General features: G+C 64.9%; 19 protein-coding genes. 12 read left to right on the top strand and 7 right to left on the bottom strand.

Annotation, left to right across the window (positions count from 1 at the left end; genetic code table 11):
• Positions 1 to 10: 10 nt before the first annotated feature.
• From AB433_RS06290 to AB433_RS06265, 6 genes are all read right to left on the bottom strand, one after another.
• Positions 11 to 238 carry a F0F1 ATP synthase subunit C gene (locus tag AB433_RS06290; RefSeq protein WP_047823470.1) on the bottom strand — a complete coding sequence of 76 codons (228 nt, stop codon included), beginning with the start codon at positions 236 to 238 and terminating at the stop codon, positions 11 to 13.
• 59 nt (positions 239 to 297) lie between these two features.
• Positions 298 to 1,086 carry a F0F1 ATP synthase subunit A gene (locus AB433_RS06285; RefSeq protein WP_047820365.1) on the bottom strand — a complete coding sequence of 263 codons (789 nt, stop codon included), beginning with the start codon at positions 1,084 to 1,086 and terminating at the stop codon, positions 298 to 300.
• A gap of 58 nt (positions 1,087 to 1,144) precedes the next feature.
• Positions 1,145 to 1,462, bottom strand: coding sequence for an AtpZ/AtpI family protein (locus AB433_RS06280; RefSeq protein WP_047820364.1), 318 nt, complete (start codon positions 1,460 to 1,462; stop codon positions 1,145 to 1,147).
• Between the two features lie 196 nt (positions 1,463 to 1,658).
• Complete coding sequence (locus AB433_RS06275; RefSeq protein WP_047820363.1) at positions 1,659 to 2,060, bottom strand: YdbL family probable chaperone protein; 402 nt, start codon at positions 2,058 to 2,060, stop codon at positions 1,659 to 1,661.
• A complete protein-coding gene (locus tag AB433_RS06270; RefSeq protein WP_047820362.1) occupies positions 2,060 to 2,329 on the bottom strand; it encodes a YnbE family lipoprotein in 270 nt (89 codons plus the stop codon). Before AB433_RS06270 ends, AB433_RS06275 begins: the two co-directional genes overlap by 1 nt.
• Positions 2,326 to 5,511, bottom strand: coding sequence for an intermembrane phospholipid transport YdbH family protein (locus AB433_RS06265; protein ID WP_053059020.1), 3,186 nt, complete (start codon positions 5,509 to 5,511; stop codon positions 2,326 to 2,328). Before AB433_RS06265 ends, AB433_RS06270 begins: the two co-directional genes overlap by 4 nt.
• 191 nt (positions 5,512 to 5,702) lie before the next feature.
• Between AB433_RS06265 and radC the strand changes: the two genes are divergently transcribed.
• On the top strand, positions 5,703 to 6,419 hold the full coding sequence (gene radC / locus AB433_RS20385) for a RadC family protein (protein WP_047823466.1): 717 nt from the start codon (positions 5,703 to 5,705) through the stop codon (positions 6,417 to 6,419).
• A complete protein-coding gene (locus tag AB433_RS06255) occupies positions 6,419 to 7,153 on the top strand; it encodes an NRDE family protein (RefSeq protein ID WP_047820361.1) in 735 nt (244 codons plus the stop codon). The genes radC and AB433_RS06255 overlap by 1 nt, the downstream gene beginning before the upstream one ends.
• On the opposite strand, the gene AB433_RS06250 is transcribed toward AB433_RS06255, so the two are convergent.
• Positions 7,141 to 8,037, bottom strand: a complete 897-nt coding sequence (locus AB433_RS06250; RefSeq protein ID WP_047820360.1) for a DMT family transporter — start codon at positions 8,035 to 8,037, stop codon at positions 7,141 to 7,143. The genes AB433_RS06255 and AB433_RS06250 overlap by 13 nt on opposite strands.
• A 213-nt stretch (positions 8,038 to 8,250) precedes the next feature.
• On the opposite strand from AB433_RS06250, the gene purB reads away from it, so the two are divergent.
• The 10 genes from purB to AB433_RS06200 all read left to right on the top strand — a co-directional run bounded on the left by purB (position 8,251) and on the right by AB433_RS06200 (position 16,659).
• On the top strand, positions 8,251 to 9,561 hold the full coding sequence (gene purB / locus AB433_RS06245) for an adenylosuccinate lyase (RefSeq protein WP_047820359.1): 1,311 nt from the start codon (positions 8,251 to 8,253) through the stop codon (positions 9,559 to 9,561).
• 102 nt (positions 9,562 to 9,663) lie between these two features.
• Positions 9,664 to 9,972 carry a lipopolysaccharide assembly protein LapA domain-containing protein gene (locus AB433_RS06240; RefSeq protein ID WP_047820358.1) on the top strand — a complete coding sequence of 103 codons (309 nt, stop codon included), beginning with the start codon at positions 9,664 to 9,666 and terminating at the stop codon, positions 9,970 to 9,972.
• Positions 9,969 to 10,643: an orotidine-5'-phosphate decarboxylase gene (pyrF, locus tag AB433_RS06235; protein WP_047820357.1), complete on the top strand. Its 675-nt coding sequence runs from the start codon at positions 9,969 to 9,971 to the stop codon at positions 10,641 to 10,643. The genes AB433_RS06240 and pyrF overlap by 4 nt, the downstream gene beginning before the upstream one ends.
• Before the next feature lie 2 nt (positions 10,644 to 10,645).
• Positions 10,646 to 11,146, top strand: coding sequence for a hypothetical protein (locus AB433_RS19385; RefSeq protein WP_053059019.1), 501 nt, complete (start codon positions 10,646 to 10,648; stop codon positions 11,144 to 11,146).
• Positions 11,143 to 11,655, top strand: a complete 513-nt coding sequence (locus AB433_RS06225) for a GNAT family N-acetyltransferase (RefSeq protein ID WP_245626601.1) — start codon at positions 11,143 to 11,145, stop codon at positions 11,653 to 11,655. The genes AB433_RS19385 and AB433_RS06225 overlap by 4 nt, the downstream gene beginning before the upstream one ends.
• Before the next feature lie 10 nt (positions 11,656 to 11,665).
• Positions 11,666 to 12,310, top strand: coding sequence for a phosphoribosylanthranilate isomerase (locus AB433_RS06220; protein ID WP_047820356.1), 645 nt, complete (start codon positions 11,666 to 11,668; stop codon positions 12,308 to 12,310).
• A 19-nt stretch (positions 12,311 to 12,329) separates the two neighbouring features.
• On the top strand, positions 12,330 to 13,571 hold the full coding sequence (gene trpB / locus AB433_RS06215; protein WP_375782403.1) for a tryptophan synthase subunit beta: 1,242 nt from the start codon (positions 12,330 to 12,332) through the stop codon (positions 13,569 to 13,571).
• A 112-nt stretch (positions 13,572 to 13,683) separates the two neighbouring features.
• A complete protein-coding gene (gene trpA / locus AB433_RS06210; RefSeq protein ID WP_047820355.1) occupies positions 13,684 to 14,472 on the top strand; it encodes a tryptophan synthase subunit alpha in 789 nt (262 codons plus the stop codon).
• Complete coding sequence (accD, locus tag AB433_RS06205) at positions 14,472 to 15,323, top strand: acetyl-CoA carboxylase, carboxyltransferase subunit beta (protein ID WP_047820354.1); 852 nt, start codon at positions 14,472 to 14,474, stop codon at positions 15,321 to 15,323. Before trpA ends, accD begins: the two co-directional genes overlap by 1 nt.
• 13 nt (positions 15,324 to 15,336) lie before the next feature.
• Positions 15,337 to 16,659, top strand: coding sequence for a bifunctional folylpolyglutamate synthase/dihydrofolate synthase (locus AB433_RS06200; protein WP_047820353.1), 1,323 nt, complete (start codon positions 15,337 to 15,339; stop codon positions 16,657 to 16,659).
• Positions 16,660 to 16,664 lie beyond the last annotated feature (5 nt).

The following is a 16,664-nucleotide window of genomic DNA, read 5'->3' as shown; positions in this document are numbered from 1 at the left end:
GTACGTTCGATCAGGCGACGAAGATCAGGATCATCGCGACGACGAACGAGAGCAGGCCGAGAAGTTCGGCGGCGGCGAAGCCGATGAACAGGCGGCCCTGCTGACCGTCGGCGGCACCCGGGTTGCGCAGCGCGCTTTCCAGGAACGAACCGAAGACGTTACCCACGCCGATGGCGGCCATGCCGGCACCGATAGCAGCGAGGCCCGCACCGATCAGCTTTGCGCTTTCTGCGTCCATTTCCATAACTCCTTTTCCTTGAATCTCAGATAATTGGCCAAAATTGGCGATAGATAAACTTAGTGAAGGTTCTCTGCGTCGTTGATGTACAGCGAGCTCAACAGCGCGAAGACGTAGGCCTGAATGCCGGCGACCAGAATTTCCAGAGCGCAGATCGCCACCATCAGAATGAAGCTGAGTACCGCGACGACCGGGCCGATGCCTGTCGCCATCGCGTTCAACCCGTCGATCACGAAGCTGGACAGCACTTCCAGCAGGACGTGGCCGGCCATCATCGCGACGAACAGTCGCAGGCCAAGGCTGAACGGGCGAACCATGAACGACACCAGTTCGATGCAGAAGATCAGCGGGATCATCGGCAACGGCGTGCCGTGCGGCACGAACAGGCTGAAGAAATGGAACTTGTGCTTGGCGAATCCGACGATCAGCACGATCGCGAAGCTGATGATCGCGAGGATGCCGGTGATCGTGAAGTGGCTGGTAAAGGTAAAGGGATGAACGCCAACGACACCCAGCGGCATCAGGCCCAGAACGTTCGCGAACAGGATGAACATGAACAGCGAGAAGATATAGGGCACGTACTTGCGCCCTTCCTTGCCAATGTTCGCTTCCAGCATATCGTCGACAAAGCCGGTGAAGCTTTCGACGGCCACCTGCCAACGGCCGGGGACCAGCTGACGCTTCAGACCGCCCGCCACGAAGATCCACAGCGCGACGGCAGCGATCGCCATCCACAGCGCCGAGTTCGTGAAGGCGATATTATAGCCCAGCAGTTCCAGGTGATCGGTGCCGAACATCGGCTCGATCGTGAACTGGTGCATCGGGTCGACTTTGGCTTCGGTTGCCACGCGTGTTTCCCTGTCGCCTTATGAACGACAGCGCCCCTTACTTATCCCCCCAATGGGATCAGTCGGGACGCCGGTTCGAAATCCGTATGATGTTCCTGAAGGCAACGATGATCCCAAGGAACAACATCACCAACAGACCCCAGGGCGACGTATCGGCGAACCGGTCAATGACCCAGCCGATAAGCCCGCCTCCGATAAGCCCGCCAAGCAGTTCCGCCAGTACCTTTGACCCCATGCGATAGTTCGCATCGGCCCCCTGCACTTGCGGCCGGTTGCGATCATCTTCACGCTGTCGGGCGGCCTTCAGCCGCTCGTCCAGCGAATCGATGCGCGCATCCTCGCCAACGGGCTCCCGTCCGGATTGTTCGTCGCTCATGCTGCTCCCCTCTTTAAAAAGGCCCGGCACGCGCGGCAAAGCACCCCGTCTAGGGCGCGGCCCCTTTAGGAAAGGGGTTTGGCCAAGTCAACATGGCCAAATGGTCGAACGCGCCTGTTTTTCCGCGCTGCAGAAATAGGTACAAGAAAGGGGCGGGAATGACCCGCCCCTTCGCTGTTGCAAAAACTCTGCCCGATCAGCCCGCCGAAGGACAGCGGGGATCAAGCCGTGCCGGGCCGGAACCGCGGGTCTGCCACGAACCGTCGGGGGCCTGATACTTCTCTCCGGCAGAGGTGCGCGCGATCAGCAAACAGCCCTGCGTAAAGGCAAATTCCTCTATCGTAACGCTCTGCGCCCGGGCGCGATCGGCATAGCTGGCCTTGCGGCGAATGTTCAGGTCGTCGACCAGCGCCTTCAGGCTGGGCGAAGGCGACCCGACGAATCCGAGGTAGCCGTCCATCTTCTCCCCAATCGTGCCGTTGGCGCGGGCGGCGGCATAAGCCGGGTCGCGGTCTGCGGCGAACGAGGGCGCGGCCAACATCGCGGGCGCGGCGGCCAGCGCCAGCGCAATTGCGATAATGCGGTTCTTGCGGGTCATCAGAAGATCTCCGGATTTTCCGAGATGTTCTCCTCCGCCGAATCGACGAGTCGGTAGAGCACCTCCTGCTTGATGTTCACATTGAGCTCTATGACGATCGGTTCTGCCGGGGCGTTCACGTTGATGCAGGCCGAAAGCCCGCATAACACCGCGCCAGCTGCGCCGATTTGCGCCATGCGCCGCATTCTTCCCCCCGTGACCATCATCGGGGCGATATGCCTGTCGCGTGTCGCAAAGGTCAATAAAGCCGTCCATTTGGCAGCATTCATGGCATTGTCTCGCTTTCGGATGGCTGAATATCGTTGCCGTTCACTTCCGCCCCCAACAGCGGCTCGCCCTCTCCGTCGATCAGGCCCAGCGAGCGCGGATCGCGTACCGATGCCGGGTCGTAAAGCGACTTGAAGCTGGAGAGCAGCTGCATAAACGGTGCGCGCACGTTGACGTCGAAGCGGATCGGCAGGTTGGCGAGCCGCTTGGTGATGATGTTGCTGGTCGCCCCCTCACCCTGTGTCACTCCGTCGATGCGGACCTTGGTGACGATCTCGCCCTCAAGCCGCCCGTCCAGTCCGATACGCATCTTTTGGTAATCAAGCGATTTCAGCGCGTCGAAGGCGAAGTTGGCGATGGGGGTGATATCCTCGTACGTCAGTTCGCCGACGTAAGACACGTTGCCGCCCGGCTGTCGCGAGTTGAGCACGCCGCCTTCGATCCGCCCGCCATTTTCGTCGAAGATAAGCGGGATCGTGCCGTCGAACGTGCCGGTGGCGGAAAGATTCGCGAGTTCCATGCGTTCGAGGAACTTGGCCGCGTCCAGCCCCTCTATCACGAAAATATAGCTGCGGACCTCGGTCTGGCCGAGGTTCATGCGCGTCGGCTGCATCGTCAGCGTTCCGCCCATGAACGGGAAGGTCGCGCCATTGAGGTCGAGCGCGAGGTTCTCGCCGATCTGGAAATCCACGACCCCCGAATCGACGACGATGCCGGGGTTGATCTCTCGAATCGACAACCGCTGATTCGGCGCGGTTTTCAGCGCAAGCAGGTCGGTGAACTCGACCGTTCCGGAGAGGCCTGTGACCGGCCCGAACGCGGCGGCGAAGTCCAGCGAATCGGTGCTGAACGACCCGGTGGAGGTTACCCCCGCCTCATCCCAGTCGATCCGTCCGGTGCCCGTGACGGTACCTTCGGCGTTGGCGATGGTGCCCAGCGCAAGGCGGGTGACGGTGTCGGGCTGAAGCTGATCGTCGAAGGTAATGCCGCGCACGGCAAGGTCGGCATGGCCGGTCCCGCTCGACAGGCGGTGGACGATATGGGTGTCCACGATTTCGCGATCCGTCGTTTCCTCGCGCAGCAGGGCGTCAGCGGTGATCGTATCGTCGGCAAAGCGCAGCGTCGCATCGCGGGCGACCATCGGCTGGAACCGGGCATCCGTCTGCCGGTCGGTCACGCGAATCGCGCCGTTTTCGATGATCAGCGCATCGTCGCGCCATGCCCAATCGCCAGAGGCCTGCGCTACGTCCAGCGGCACGGCGGCAAGCCGGAACTCTGCATTTTCGAACCGGCCCGAAATGTCGGAGCCGATGTCGGCGGTCAGCTCGCTTAAACGAAAGCGCGTGGCCGATTCGTCCGGCCCCAGCGAAATGTCGAGATCGCGCGCCACCAGCGTACCGGGAATGCCCAGCCCCACCGGCCCACCGCGAATTGTTGCCGGGGTGTCACCCAGCGTACCCGCCAGATCGAGCGACGGCACGCCCGCCGCAAACCGCGTGCCCGCCGCATCGCTGCGCAGGATCGCCCCGTCACGCGGCGCACAAAGCGTCAGGTTCTGGCGCTGCAACGTCAGGCTGGCCAGTTCGAGCCGCGCGAACTTCGGCGTAACGCAGCCCGGCCATAGCGCCAGTCCGCCACGTTGCCGCCAACCGCCGCTGACCGGCAGTTCCAGCCCCTGCACCATGCCGCCAGGAATCGCCCCGCTGGCGTTGACCGTCCCGTTCAGCCGCACCGTGCCTGCCGCATCCTGTCGCACGTCGAGCGCAGGGATCGCCAGCCGCGCATCGCCCGCGGCATATTCGGCCATCGACACCTGCATCCGCCGCTCTCCGCGACCGGCCTGCTCCATGCGGCCCGATATGCGCGGCATGTTCTGTCCGCCGGTGGTGAAATGTCCGGCCAGCCGTGCGGGCGCGGTCCCGGCACGGCTCCACTGACCGCGCGATATTTCCAGCAGCGTCGCGCCGCTGGTCCCGTTCCACACGAAATGGGGCAGGATGACAGAAGCGCTGTCCTTGCCGAATCGCGCCTGAACCTCGCCGTCCAGCGTGCTGCGGGCCCCTTCGCGCGCCAGTGCACCGCGCATCTTGGCCAACAGCGGAGCCAGCAAGGTGCCATTCGCCTGTGCCTGCAAGTCGCCCAGCGTGCCATTCAGCCCGCCGCCGGGGCGCAGGCCCACGCCGCTGAAGCTGCCGTCGAAGGCAAGGTTGCTGAAACCCTCGCGCGCCCGGATCGCGCCATCCACGCCAACTCGCGTTAGTGCCACGCCCGCCAGCGATGCCTCCGCGCCGGTCAGGTCGACATCGCTGGTCAGTCCGCGCGAATCGATGGACAGCGCAATGTCGCCCGCCAGGCTGCCCAGCGATTGCCCGGCGTAGGCAAGCCGTCCGCTCAGCGCGCTGGCCTTGATCCGGGCGCTGTCCATTTCCTTCGATGCGGTCGCATTCAGGTTCAACATCGCCTGACCCAGCGCGAAATCACGCCGTTCGCAATCGATGCCCGCCAAGCGCAGCGGGCCGGAGAAATTCGGCTGCTCGTCCTTGATCGTGATCGTGCCGTAAATGCTGGCATCGCGCGCGGTGCAGTCGCCATCGGTCAGGCGCGGGGCGACTGCGCCCATCACCCCGCTGAAACCGCCCCGCAGGTTGCCCTGCCCCGCCAGCTTCACGCCCATGTTGCCATAGTCTGATCGGATCAGCGCCCGCCCGTCATCGATGGCCACGCGCATATCGGGCAGACGGAACGGCTGATCCGACGGCCCGGTATAAAGCACGCGGTCCAGCGTGCCGAAGCTGACCCGCCCGTCCACCAGCCGCCCATACATGCGCGGATTGACCAGCCGCACCCCGCCGATGCGCGGCATGCCGAAGCTGTATTTGATGACCACGACCGCGCGGTCCACCGTCATGTCGGGATTCGTCGGATCGCCGATCACGACATTCTCGATCACCTGCTGTCCCGGACCGATCGAGGCGATTTCGTATCGCGCGGGCAGGTCGTAGCTGGCCAGTGTATCGGCAATGAGGCCGTCCGCGATGCGCTCGCGCGAAAACCATGCGCCGACCAGCGCGACGACGATCACGGCCCCGCCCGCCAGCGCGGCACGGCGCATGCGACTGCGACGACGGGGCGTCAGCGGGAGGTCGTCGGGACCGACTTCGGGATCGGCGGCACTTTCGCTCATCGTCAGGCTGCGAAGAATATCCTGTTCTGGCCGAGCAGGTTACGCCCGCGCGGAATTCGTTTTATCATGGCCGCGCCGCAAGTCTTGCGCGGGGCCGTAGCCAAAGGCAATGGTCCAAAACGATTATCGGCACGAACGGTGCCGCAACCGGGGACGCATTTCTTTTGAGCAGCGGTCAGGACAGTCTGCCCATCGGCGACGGCGGCAATGCCCCCGGTGGTAAACCGCGCAACGATGGGACCGATCCGAAAGGGCACCGTGCCCGATTGCGCGCCCGGATGCTGGACGGCGGCAGCGACGCCCTGGCCGATCACGAGATCGTCGAATACCTGTTGATGACCGCGATTCCCCGGCGCGATGTGAAGCCATTGGCGCGGTCGCTTATCCAGCGGTTCGGCAGTCTGGCGGGCGTATTCAACGCCGATCGCAAGGCGCTGGAAACGCACCCCGGCATGGGCGAGACCAGTGCCGCGGCCCTGAAGATCGTGGCGCTGGCAACCCGCCGCCTTGCCCGTGCCGAAGTGCAGGACAAGCCGGTGCTGGGATCGTGGCAGGCGCTGATCGACTACCTCACCATCGATATGGCGCACCTGACGGTCGAGCGTGTGCGCGTGCTCTATCTGAATGCGCAGAACCGGCTGATTCAGGACGAGCACCTTGGCGACGGATCGTTGGACGAAGCCGCGATCCACCCGCGCGAAGTGATCCGCCGCGCGATGGAACTGGGCGCGGCAGCGCTCATCCTTGTGCACAATCACCCCAGCGGCAACCCGGAACCCAGCCGCGCCGACATCCAGATCACCAACCGCATTGCCGAGGCGGGGCGGTTGCTGAACATCACGGTCCACGATCATATCATCATCGGGCGTGCGGGGCATGTGTCGCTCAAGAGTAAGGGCCTGATCTGATGTGCATCGCCGTCTGCGCGTGGCGGTGCGACCCGGATTACCCTTTGGTCGTCATCGCCAATCGTGACGAATTCCACGACCGCCCCACCGCGCCGCTGTCTCGCTGGAACGATGGGAGCGGAATCACCGCCGGACGCGACCTGAAATCGGGCGGCACGTGGATCGGCGTGTCGGAACAGGCGGGGCGGCTGGCATTGATTACCAACTTTCGCGATCCCACGAATTTCCGCGCCGATGCACCATCGCGCGGGGCACTGGTCACCGATTGGCTGACCGGCGACTGGCACCGGGTGGAGGATCGTTGGTCCTCGCTGGCCGACTACAACGGGTTCAGCCTGATCCTGATCGACGGGCCGCACGGCTGGATCGTCGACAACCGCACGATGGCCGAACCGCGCGCGATGGACTTGGGCGGATACTATGGCCTGTCGAACGCTGCCTTTACCGATCCCTGGCCCAAGGTCGACCGGCTGATCGACGATATGCGCGGGGTGCTGGACTTCGGCCCACCAAATGAAGATGCCTTTTTCGCAATGCTCGGAAAGGGCGGTCCGAGGGCCGAGGCCGACAGCGAAAACGCACCGGTGTTCATCCGCGACCCGCTTTATGGCACGCGGTGCAGCACGGTTGTCGCCATCGGCAAGGATGGCACCGGAACCATCGCCGAACGCCGTTTCAATGCCGAGGGCTTCGAAACGGGCATGACGCGAATCGACCTGACCTATCGCGGCTGAGGGTGCGCGCGGGCGGCGATCACGATCCCCGCAACGATCATCGTCATGCCAACCGCGTGATACCAGTGCAGCGGCTCTGCCAGCAGCAGCGCTGCCAGCAACGCGCCGATGATCGGCATCATCGCAATCGCCTGCCCCGCCTGCGCCGGACCGGCCCGCGCCACGGCGGCGTTGTAAAAAAAATAGGCGAGAACCGAGGGGAACACCCCCGTATAACCCACGCCCAGCGCTGCGCCTGTCGACCATTCAAAGTGCCGCCCCGGCACGACCATCGCCACCACAGACAGTACCAGGGCACCGCCCAGAAAGGTCACGAAGAGAAAGCTGGCGGGCCGCACCTTGGGTGCGAATTGCAGTGACAGCGTATAGATCGCCCACGTCACGCAGGCGGCAAGCACCAGCGGATCGCCCTTGCCCAGTTCCAGCCCCAGAACCGCATCGATGCTGCCGCGAAACACCGTGAACGCCGCGCCCAGTACCGACAACACGATACCCAGCACTTTCATACGTGGCTCTTTCTGCCCCAGCGCCAAGGCCCCAAGGATCAGGACAAGCCCGGGAATCGCCGCCTGTATCAACAAAGCATTCGTCGCCAACGTTTGCGCCAGCCCGGCATAGAGCAGCGTGTTGAACCCCGCGATCCCGGCAAGACAGATGATGGCGGTCGCTTTCCACCCTTCGCGAATCTTCGGCCAGTCGGTGCGCAGGTGCGGCAAGGCCAGCGGCGCGACGACCAGCGTGGCCCCGATCCAGCGCAACAGCGAAAGCGAGATCGGGTCGATATCGTTGCGCACCGCGCGCCCGACGATCGAATTCCCCGCCCAGAACAAGACCGCGCCGCCCAGCATCGCGTAAGTCAGCAAGTCATACCGGCGCGTCGTCATCGTCGTCCTTCGCGCCGATTGCGGGCCGGAAACGGCTGGCGCGGCGCGCGCCCTAGCATCCCGCCGCGCGCCTGTCGCCCGTGGATCGGCCTGTGGATCGGGACGCGATCAGACCGCGATGATCCTTGCCATTTGCGCCCCCTCCCCCTAGCCGCCCTGCCAAACGCAGCCTCTGCTGCACCGAACAAAGCCAATTGCCCCACGGAGTCGACCATGGTCCCACGTTATGCCCGCCCCGCGATGACCGCGATCTGGGAACCGGAGATGAAATATTCGATCTGGTTCGAGATCGAGGCGCACGCGACCGACAAACTGGGCGAACTCGGCGTCGTTCCCGCCAGCGCGGGCAAGGCGCTGTGGGACTGGTGGAAGACGAACCCGAAGATCGACGTAGAAGCGATCGATGCGATCGAGGCCGTGACCAAGCACGACGTAATCGCCTTCCTTACGTGGGTCGCCGAAAACGTCGGCGACGAGGCGCGCTTCATGCACCAGGGCATGACCAGCTCCGACGTGCTGGATACCACGCTGGCCGTGCAGCTGGACCGCGCCGCCGCGATCCTGCTGGAAGACCTCGACAAGCTGCTCGCCGCGATCAAGACCCGCGCTGAAGAGCACAAGTACACGCCCACCATCGGGCGCAGCCACGGCATCCATGCCGAACCGGTGACTTTCGGACTGAAAATGGCCGAAGCCTATGCCGAGTTCAGTCGCTGCAAGGAACGCCTTGAATTTGCCCGCAAGGAAATCGCCACTTGCGCGATCAGCGGCGCGGTCGGCACCTTTGCCAACATCGACCCCAGCGTCGAGGAATACGTTGCCGAAAAGATGGGCCTGTCGGTAGAGCCGGTCTCGACGCAGGTCATCCCGCGCGACCGCCATGCGATGTTCTTCGCGGTGCTGGGCGTGATCGCTTCGTCCATCGAACGTCTGGCCGTCGAAGTGCGTCACCTGCAGCGCACCGAAGTTCTGGAGGCGGAGGAATACTTCTCGCCCGGTCAGAAGGGTTCGTCGGCCATGCCGCACAAGCGCAACCCGATCCTGACCGAGAACCTCACCGGCCTTGCCCGCGTGGTGCGCGGTGCGACCGTTCCGGCGATGGAGAACGTGGCGCTCTGGCACGAACGCGACATCTCGCACTCCTCGGTCGAACGGTTCATCGGGCCGGACGCGACCATCACGCTCGACTTCGCCCTCGCGCGCCTGACCGGCGTGATCGAGAAGCTGCTGGTTTACCCTGAGCGGATGCAGAAGAACCTCGACCGCATGGGCGGCCTCGTCCACTCGCAGCGGGTGCTGCTGGCCCTGACGCAAGCCGGGGTCAGCCGCGAGGATGCCTATCGCCTTGTCCAGCGCAACGCGATGAAGGTTTGGGAATCGGACGGCGAACTGTCGCTGCTCGACCTGCTGAAGGCCGATGACGAAGTGACCGCCGCGCTGACGCCGGATCAGATCGAAGAGAAGTTCGACCTCGACTATCACTTCAAGAACGTCGACACGATTTTCGCCAGAGTCTTCGGATAACAGGTGTATTCGGGTAAGGCCTGTTCGGACAATCGAACTCTGGCCAATCGCCGCGCGCCGGTTTAGCGTCGCGGGGAAAGCGGGATTAGCGGGAGAACAGGTTTGCAGATCGTAAAGACCGTCGTCTGGGCTGTGATCGTCGCGGGGCTTGCGGTGTTCGCCTATGCCAACTGGTTCCGGGTGGAAGTCGCGATCTGGTCGGGGCTGGAACTGGAAACGCCGTTGCCGGTGCTGATCCTGACCTCGTTCCTGCTGGGCCTGCTGCCGATGTGGCTGTTCCACCGGGCCGCGCGCTGGCGGCTGAAGCGGCGGATCACCTCGCTTGAGGCGGCGCAGGCCTCTCTGGTCGCCGCGCGTGAAGAAGAACAGCACACTTTCGTGCGCGATAGCGAGAAGCCCCAGCCCCTATGAGCAACCCCGTCTACGTTGCGATTGACGTTCCGCGCCTCGATGCGGCGAAGGTGCTGGCCGAAAAGGTCAAGGGCCACGTCGGCGGCGTGAAGCTCGGCCTCGAATTCTTTTGCGCGCACGGACATCACGGGGTGATGGAACTGGCGCACGTTGGCCTGCCGATCTTTCTCGACCTGAAGCTGCACGACATTCCCAATACCGTCGCCGGCGCGATGCAGGCGATCCACGTGCTGGAACCCGCCATCGTCACTGTCCACGCATCGGGCGGGCGCGCAATGATGGAGGATGCGAAAGCCGCTGCGGGTGAAAATACCAAGATCGTCGCGGTCACGATGCTGACCAGCCTTGACGAGAACGACCTGTCGCGCACGGGCGTCGCCGGCTCTGCCCACGATCAGGTGATGCGCCTTGCCGAACTGGCCGAAGCCGCAGGTCTCGACGGGATCGTCTGTTCGGGACAAGAGGTCGGATCGGTCCACAAGCAGTGGAAGAACGGGTTCTTCGTCGTCCCCGGCCTGCGTCCGGCAGGCAGCAATGTCGGCGATCAGAAACGCGTCGTCACCCCGCGTCAGGCGCGCGACGACGGGGCCAGCGTGCTTGTCATCGGCCGCCCGATTTCGAAGGCAGAAGACCCGCTTGCCGCCGCCCGCGCGATAGAGGCGACGCTCTAGGCATGGTCCTTAGCCTCGTGCTTGCCGCAGCCGTTGCTGCGACGACCCTGCCCCCCGAAACCACCGTTCTGGCCGCGCCGGAGCCGGGGTTCGCCCTGCCGGTCTGTTCGCGCAATGCCGCCGGGGCGGTCGATGGCGGGTGGGACCCGCAGGATGCCGACGTGATAGCGATGGAGGCGGCACTTGCCCCGGTGCTGCAATCGCTGGCCGCGCAGCCCGGCTATACCCCCGGCACCGAAACGCCCGATCCGCTGAGCTATATCGTCGCCGATCCGCGCTGGAGCCGCGAGGTGTTCGGCATCGTCCGCAACGGACGACGGATCATCTACGGCAATTACCTGCCCTCCTCAGTCGAACCGAACCCCAAATACATGCCGACCAGCGTGTGCGATGGCGGCCCCGTGTTCTTCGGGGTAGAGTACGATATGGGCACCAACGCAATAACGCATATTGCATTCAACGGCGGTCTGGGCGGCCCGTTCTGGCCCGATTACGCGCGGTGAAAGTGCCCGTTGAAATCGGGGCGGCGCGCCCGTCCGACCTTCCCGCGCTGAAAGACATGATCGAGGGCGCCTATCGCGGCGACCATGCCCGCATGGGCTGGACCCATGAGGCAGACCTTGTCGGCGGCGAACGGATCGAGCCGGAGGAACTGGTTACGCTGTTCGCCGATCCCAACGTCGCGATCTTCGTCGCGCGGCAAGGTGCGGACATCGTCGGCTGCGTTACCGTCACCGACAACGGGGCACTGGCCTATCTCGGCCTGCTCTGCGTCGATCCGCCGTTCCAGTCTGCGGGTCTCGGCTCTCGCCTGTTGACCACGGCAGAGACGCTGTGCGGGCATCTGGGGTCGCAGGCGATCGAGATGACGGTGATCGAAAATCGCACGGAACTGATCGCGTGGTACGAACGCGCCGGATACGTCCGCACGGGCGAGCGCAGGCCGTTTCCGGTTGCACAGCCGGTGCCGCTGCACTTCGTGGTTCTGGAAAAGCGTCTCGCATCCGCCTAACGCCGCCCGCATGGCGACGACTCGTATCAAGATCTGCGGCATCAATGCGGCCAATGCGCTGGAGGCGGCGATCGGCGCGCATGCCGATTTCGCCGGGTTCGTGTTCTATCCGCCCAGCCCCCGCGCCCTGACTCCGCGCGAAGCGGCGCCGCTGGGTGAACGGGCGCAGGGCCGGATCAAGCGCGTCGGCCTGTTTGTTGATGCCGAGGACGACCTGATCGCAGAGGCGGTCGCTGCCGCCGGGCTCGATGCGCTGCAACTCCACGGCACAGAGGCACCGGGCCGCGCCGCAGCATTGAAGGCCCGGTTCGACCTGCCCGTGTGGAAGGCACTGCCCGTTGCAAGCTCGGACGATATCGAGCGCGCCAAGCTCTACCGAGAGGCCGCCGACCTGATCCTGTTCGATGCCAAGACGCCCAAAGGCACGCTGCCCGGCGGGATGGGCCTGCGCTTCGACTGGACCCTGCTGGCCAGCTATCGCAGCCCAATCGCCTGGGGTGTTGCGGGCGGGATCGGGCCGGACAACGTGGCCGAAGCGCTTGCCATCACTTCCGCCCCGCTGGTCGACGTATCCTCTGGCGTGGAAAGCGAACCGGGGGTCAAGGACGTGGACAAGATCGCCGCGTTCTGCAAAGCGGCCAGAAACGTTGGATAAACCCCAACGCCGGGAAAGCATGATGAACGAGACGCCCCAACCGAACAGTTTCCGCAACCAGCCGGACGAGCGCGGCCATTTCGGCCAGTTCGGCGGTCGCTATGTCAGCGAAACGCTGATGCCGCTCATTCTCGACCTTGAAAAAGAATACAACAAGGCCAAGACCGACCCCGCCTTCAAGGCGGAGTTCGAGGACCTGCTGGAGCACTACGTCGGTCGTCCCAGCCCGCTCTATTATGCAGAGCGTCTGACCGAGGAACTGCGCAAGTCCTCTCCGGAGGGTAAAGGCGCGCAAGTCTGGTTCAAGCGCGACGAACTGAACCACACCGGCGCGCACAAGATCAACAACTGCATCGGGCAGATCCTGCTTGCCGTGCGCATGGGCAAGACGCGGATCATTGCCGAAACCGGCGCGGGCCAGCACGGCGTGGCAACGGCGACGGTGGCGGCGCGCTTCGGCCTGCCCTGCGTCGTCTATATGGGCGCCAAGGACGTGGAGCGGCAGCAGCCCAACGTGTTCCGCATGAAGCTGCTGGGCGCAGAGGTGAAGCCGGTGAAGGCCGGGGCCGCGACGCTGAAAGACGCGATGAACGAGGCGCTGCGCGACTGGGTCGCTAACGTACACGACACGTTCTACATCATCGGCACCGCGGCGGGCCCGCACCCCTATCCCGAACTCGTTCGCGATTTTCAGAGCGTGATCGGGCGCGAGGCGCGCGAACAGATGCTGGCGCGCACCGGGCGACTGCCCGACCTGCTGGTGGCGGCGATCGGCGGCGGGTCGAACGCGATCGGGCTGTTCCACCCATTCCTTGACGATGCCGAGGTAAAGATGCTGGGCGTGGAAGCCGCCGGGCACGGGCTGGACAAGGAACACGCGGCTTCGCTGGCGGGCGGATCGCCGGGCGTGCTGCACGGCAACAAGACCTATCTGTTGCAGGACGAGGACGGCCAGATCACAGAGGGCCACTCGATCAGCGCGGGCCTCGATTATCCGGGCATCGGGCCGGAGCATTCGTGGCTGAAGGAAACAGGCCGCGTCGACTATACCTCGGCAACCGACAAGGAGGCGCTGGACGCATTCCAGCTGCTTTGCCGGACCGAGGGCATCATCCCGGCGCTGGAACCCAGCCACGCCATCGCGGCGGTGGTGAAAGTCGCACGCGAAATGCCGCAAGACGCGATCATCTGCGCCAACCTGTGCGGGCGCGGGGACAAGGATATCTTCACCGTGGCCGACGCGCTGGGGGTGGCGTTGTGAATAGCGTTTTCCCCTCCGTCATCCCGGACTTGATCCGGGATCCAGTGCGGGATGCACTGCGCTATCTGGATTCCGGCCTTCGCCGGAATGACGAAGGCGTGGAGGTCTCTCGATGACCCGCCTCGCCAACGCCTTCGGCAAGCCGCACCCCGCCCTCATCTGCTTCGTCACCGCCGGTGACGGCGATACCGCTTCCGTGCTCGACGCGCTTGTCGAAGGCGGGGCCGACGTGATCGAGCTGGGCATGCCTTTCACCGATCCGATGGCCGACGGCCCCGCGATCCAGCTCGCCAACTTGCGCGCGCTCGGCAAGGGAACCAAGACCGCCGACGTGTTCAAGCTCGCCACCGATTTCCGCGCGCGCCATCCAGAGGTGCCGCTGGTCCTGATGGGCTATGCCAACCCGATGATCCGGCGCGGCGCGGACTGGTTCGCGGACCAGTGCCAGAAGGCCGGGGTCGACGGCGTGATCTGCGTCGACACCCCGCCAGAGGAAGATGCCGAGCTTGGCCCCGCGCTGCGCGGTGCTGGCGTCGCCACGATCCGCCTCGCCACGCCGACAACCGATGCGGCGCGCCTGCCGCAGGTGCTCGAAACCGCGACCGGGTTTCTCTATTACGTCTCGGTCGCCGGGATCACCGGGTTGCAACAGGCCGCCACCGATTCCATCGAACAGGCCGTTGCCCGCCTCAAGGCCGGAACCGACCTGCCCGTCGCGGTCGGCTTCGGCGTGCGCACCCCCGAACAGGCCGGCGCGATCGCGCGCGTCGCCGATGGCGTCGTTGTCGGATCGGCCCTGGTCGAACTCGTCGGCAAGCATGGCGCCGACGCCCCCGCGCATGTGCGCGAACTGACCGCCGCCCTTGCCCACGCCGTCCACATAGCGAAGGAGACCGCCTGATGAGCTGGCTCACCCGCGTTCGCAACCGCATCCCGTTCGTCACCAAGCGCGATACGCCCGACAACCTCTGGCAGAAATGCAAGAAGTGTCAGGAGATGCTGTTCACCAAGGATTACGAGGAAAACCTGTGGGTCTGCCCGCGCTGTGACGATCACGGCCGCATTGGGGCGGATGCCCGGCTGGGGCAGATCATGGACCCCGGTTTCGAGGTGCTGCCCGCCCCGACGGTGAAAGAGGACCCGCTGAAGTTCAAGGACTCCAAGCGGTACACCGACCGGCTGAAAGCCGCGCGCCACAACGCGCCGCACCCCGATGCGCTGACCAATGCGGTCGGCGCTATCGACGGGCGCAAGGCGGTGGTCGGCGTGCAGGACTTCGGCTTCATGGGCGGGTCGATGGGCATGGCCGTGGGCGCGGCGTTCCTTGCAGGCGTCAGCCGCGCGGTGGCCGAGAAGGCACCCTATGTGATCTTTACCGCTGCGGGCGGCGCGCGGATGCAGGAAGGCATCCTCTCGCTGATGCAGATGCCGCGGACGACCGTGGCGATCCAGCAGCTGAAGGCGGCGGGCCTGCCCTATATCGTCGTGCTGACCGACCCGACGACGGGCGGTGTGACCGCCAGCTATGCGATGCTGGGCGATATCCAGATGGCCGAACCCAACGCCCTAATCGGCTTTGCCGGACAGCGCGTTATCCAGGATACGATCCGCGAGAAGCTGCCCGAAGGGTTCCAGCGCGCCGAATACCTGCACGCGCACGGCATGATCGACATGGTCGTGCATCGCAAGGACCTGCGCGGCACGCTGGCCGAGGTGATCGACTACCTGATGGCGGCGAAACAGGCCGCCTGAACGGCGCACGCTGATGCGCGATTTCGCGGTTTCGGACAGTCCGGCGGTGCAGGCGCAGCTTGACCGGTTGGCGGCGCTGAGCCTGCCGCAAGGGCGGTTGGGGCTGGACCCGGTGCGCGAATTGCTGGCGCGGGTGGGCAACCCGCATGAACGCCTTCCGCCGGTGTTCCATATCGCCGGAACCAATGGCAAGGGTTCGACCAGCGCCTTTCTGCGCGCCATGCTGGAGGCGGACGGCAAGCGGGTGCACCAGTTCAACAGCCCGCATCTCGTCCGGTACAACGAGCGTATCCGGCTGGCGGGTGAACTGATTTCCGACGATGCACTGGCGGACGTGTTGGCCGAGGTGCTGGACGCCGGGTCGGATATCGGGGCCAGCTTTTTCGAGATCACGACCGCGGCGGCGTTCCTTGCCTTTGCGCGTACGCCTGCCGATGCCTGCGTGGTCGAAGTCGGGCTTGGTGGGCGGTTCGATGCGACGAACGTAATCGCACGGCCCGCCGTATGCGGGATCGCCTCGCTCGGGCTGGATCACGAACGGTTTCTGCTCGCGCCCGAAGATGGCGTGCCGGAGCATCCGATGGCACGCATCGCGTTCGAGAAGGCGGGCATCGTCAAGCCGGGGGTGCCGGTGGTGACCCAGGCTTACGGTACGGAAGCAGAGGCCGAGCTCGAGCGTGCGGCTATGGTCGCGGGCGCGCCGCTACACATGCGGGGCAAGGACTGGGACGCGACGGCAGGCGCGACGATCGAATATCGGGACGGACACGGGGCGCTGACTTTGCCGCTGCCCACTCTGCCCGGCGCATTTCAGGCGGATAATGCGGCGCTGGCGGTGGCGATGCTGCGGCATCAGGATCAGATGACGGTATCGGCGGAGGCGCTGGCAGTCGGCGTGCTGGACGCGCAGTGGCCCGCGCGGCTGCAATGGTTGGGCGATGGGCCGTTGACGAAGATCGTGCGTCCTTCGCGGGTCCTGCTTGACGGTGGGCACAACCCCGATGCGGGGCGGGTGCTGGGCGATTTTTTCCGCAAACTCAACGCCCCGATCCATGCGGTCAGCGCAATGCTCGATGCGAAGGATGCGGGCGGATTTCTCGCGCCGTTCGCCGACAGGTTGGCCAGCTTCACCGCCGTCCCGTTGCCGTCTCACGATTCCTATCCGCCTGCCGATCTGGCGAGGATCGCTTCCGAAGCAGGCGTGCCCAAAACTTCCACAGCCGCCAGCGTTGCCGACGCCCTCCGTGCCCTGAAAGGCGAAGGCCCGGTCCTGATCTGCGGCTCGCTCTACCTCGCGGGCGAAGTCCTGCGCGCCAACGAGGAGTGGCCCGACTAAGCTCG

The sequence above is a fragment of the Croceicoccus naphthovorans genome (genome assembly GCF_001028705.1).
Taxonomy (GTDB): domain Bacteria; phylum Pseudomonadota; class Alphaproteobacteria; order Sphingomonadales; family Sphingomonadaceae; genus Croceicoccus; species Croceicoccus naphthovorans.
Note: the sequence above shows the minus strand (reverse complement) of the source record. Positions and strands in the feature narration are given on the sequence as shown.

Coding starts and splice junctions, on each gene's coding strand:
- AB433_RS06200 (WP_047820353.1), top strand. CDS start 15,337: ATGCGCGATTTCGCGGTTTCGGACAGTCCGGCGGTGCAGGCGCAGCTT.
- pyrF (WP_047820357.1), top strand. CDS start 9,969: ATGAGCAACCCCGTCTACGTTGCGATTGACGTTCCGCGCCTCGATGCG.
- trpB (WP_375782403.1), top strand. CDS start 12,330: ATGATGAACGAGACGCCCCAACCGAACAGTTTCCGCAACCAGCCGGAC.
- AB433_RS06250 (WP_047820360.1), bottom strand. CDS start 8,037: ATGACGACGCGCCGGTATGACTTGCTGACTTACGCGATGCTGGGCGGC.
- accD (WP_047820354.1), top strand. CDS start 14,472: ATGAGCTGGCTCACCCGCGTTCGCAACCGCATCCCGTTCGTCACCAAG.
- AB433_RS06220 (WP_047820356.1), top strand. CDS start 11,666: ATGGCGACGACTCGTATCAAGATCTGCGGCATCAATGCGGCCAATGCG.
- AB433_RS19385 (WP_053059019.1), top strand. CDS start 10,646: ATGGTCCTTAGCCTCGTGCTTGCCGCAGCCGTTGCTGCGACGACCCTG.
- AB433_RS06275 (WP_047820363.1), bottom strand. CDS start 2,060: ATGACCCGCAAGAACCGCATTATCGCAATTGCGCTGGCGCTGGCCGCC.
- AB433_RS06280 (WP_047820364.1), bottom strand. CDS start 1,462: ATGAGCGACGAACAATCCGGACGGGAGCCCGTTGGCGAGGATGCGCGC.
- AB433_RS06290 (WP_047823470.1), bottom strand. CDS start 238: ATGGACGCAGAAAGCGCAAAGCTGATCGGTGCGGGCCTCGCTGCTATC.
- AB433_RS06270 (WP_047820362.1), bottom strand. CDS start 2,329: ATGAATGCTGCCAAATGGACGGCTTTATTGACCTTTGCGACACGCGAC.
- purB (WP_047820359.1), top strand. CDS start 8,251: ATGGTCCCACGTTATGCCCGCCCCGCGATGACCGCGATCTGGGAACCG.
- AB433_RS06255 (WP_047820361.1), top strand. CDS start 6,419: ATGTGCATCGCCGTCTGCGCGTGGCGGTGCGACCCGGATTACCCTTTG.
- AB433_RS06265 (WP_053059020.1), bottom strand. CDS start 5,511: ATGAGCGAAAGTGCCGCCGATCCCGAAGTCGGTCCCGACGACCTCCCG.
- trpA (WP_047820355.1), top strand. CDS start 13,684: ATGACCCGCCTCGCCAACGCCTTCGGCAAGCCGCACCCCGCCCTCATC.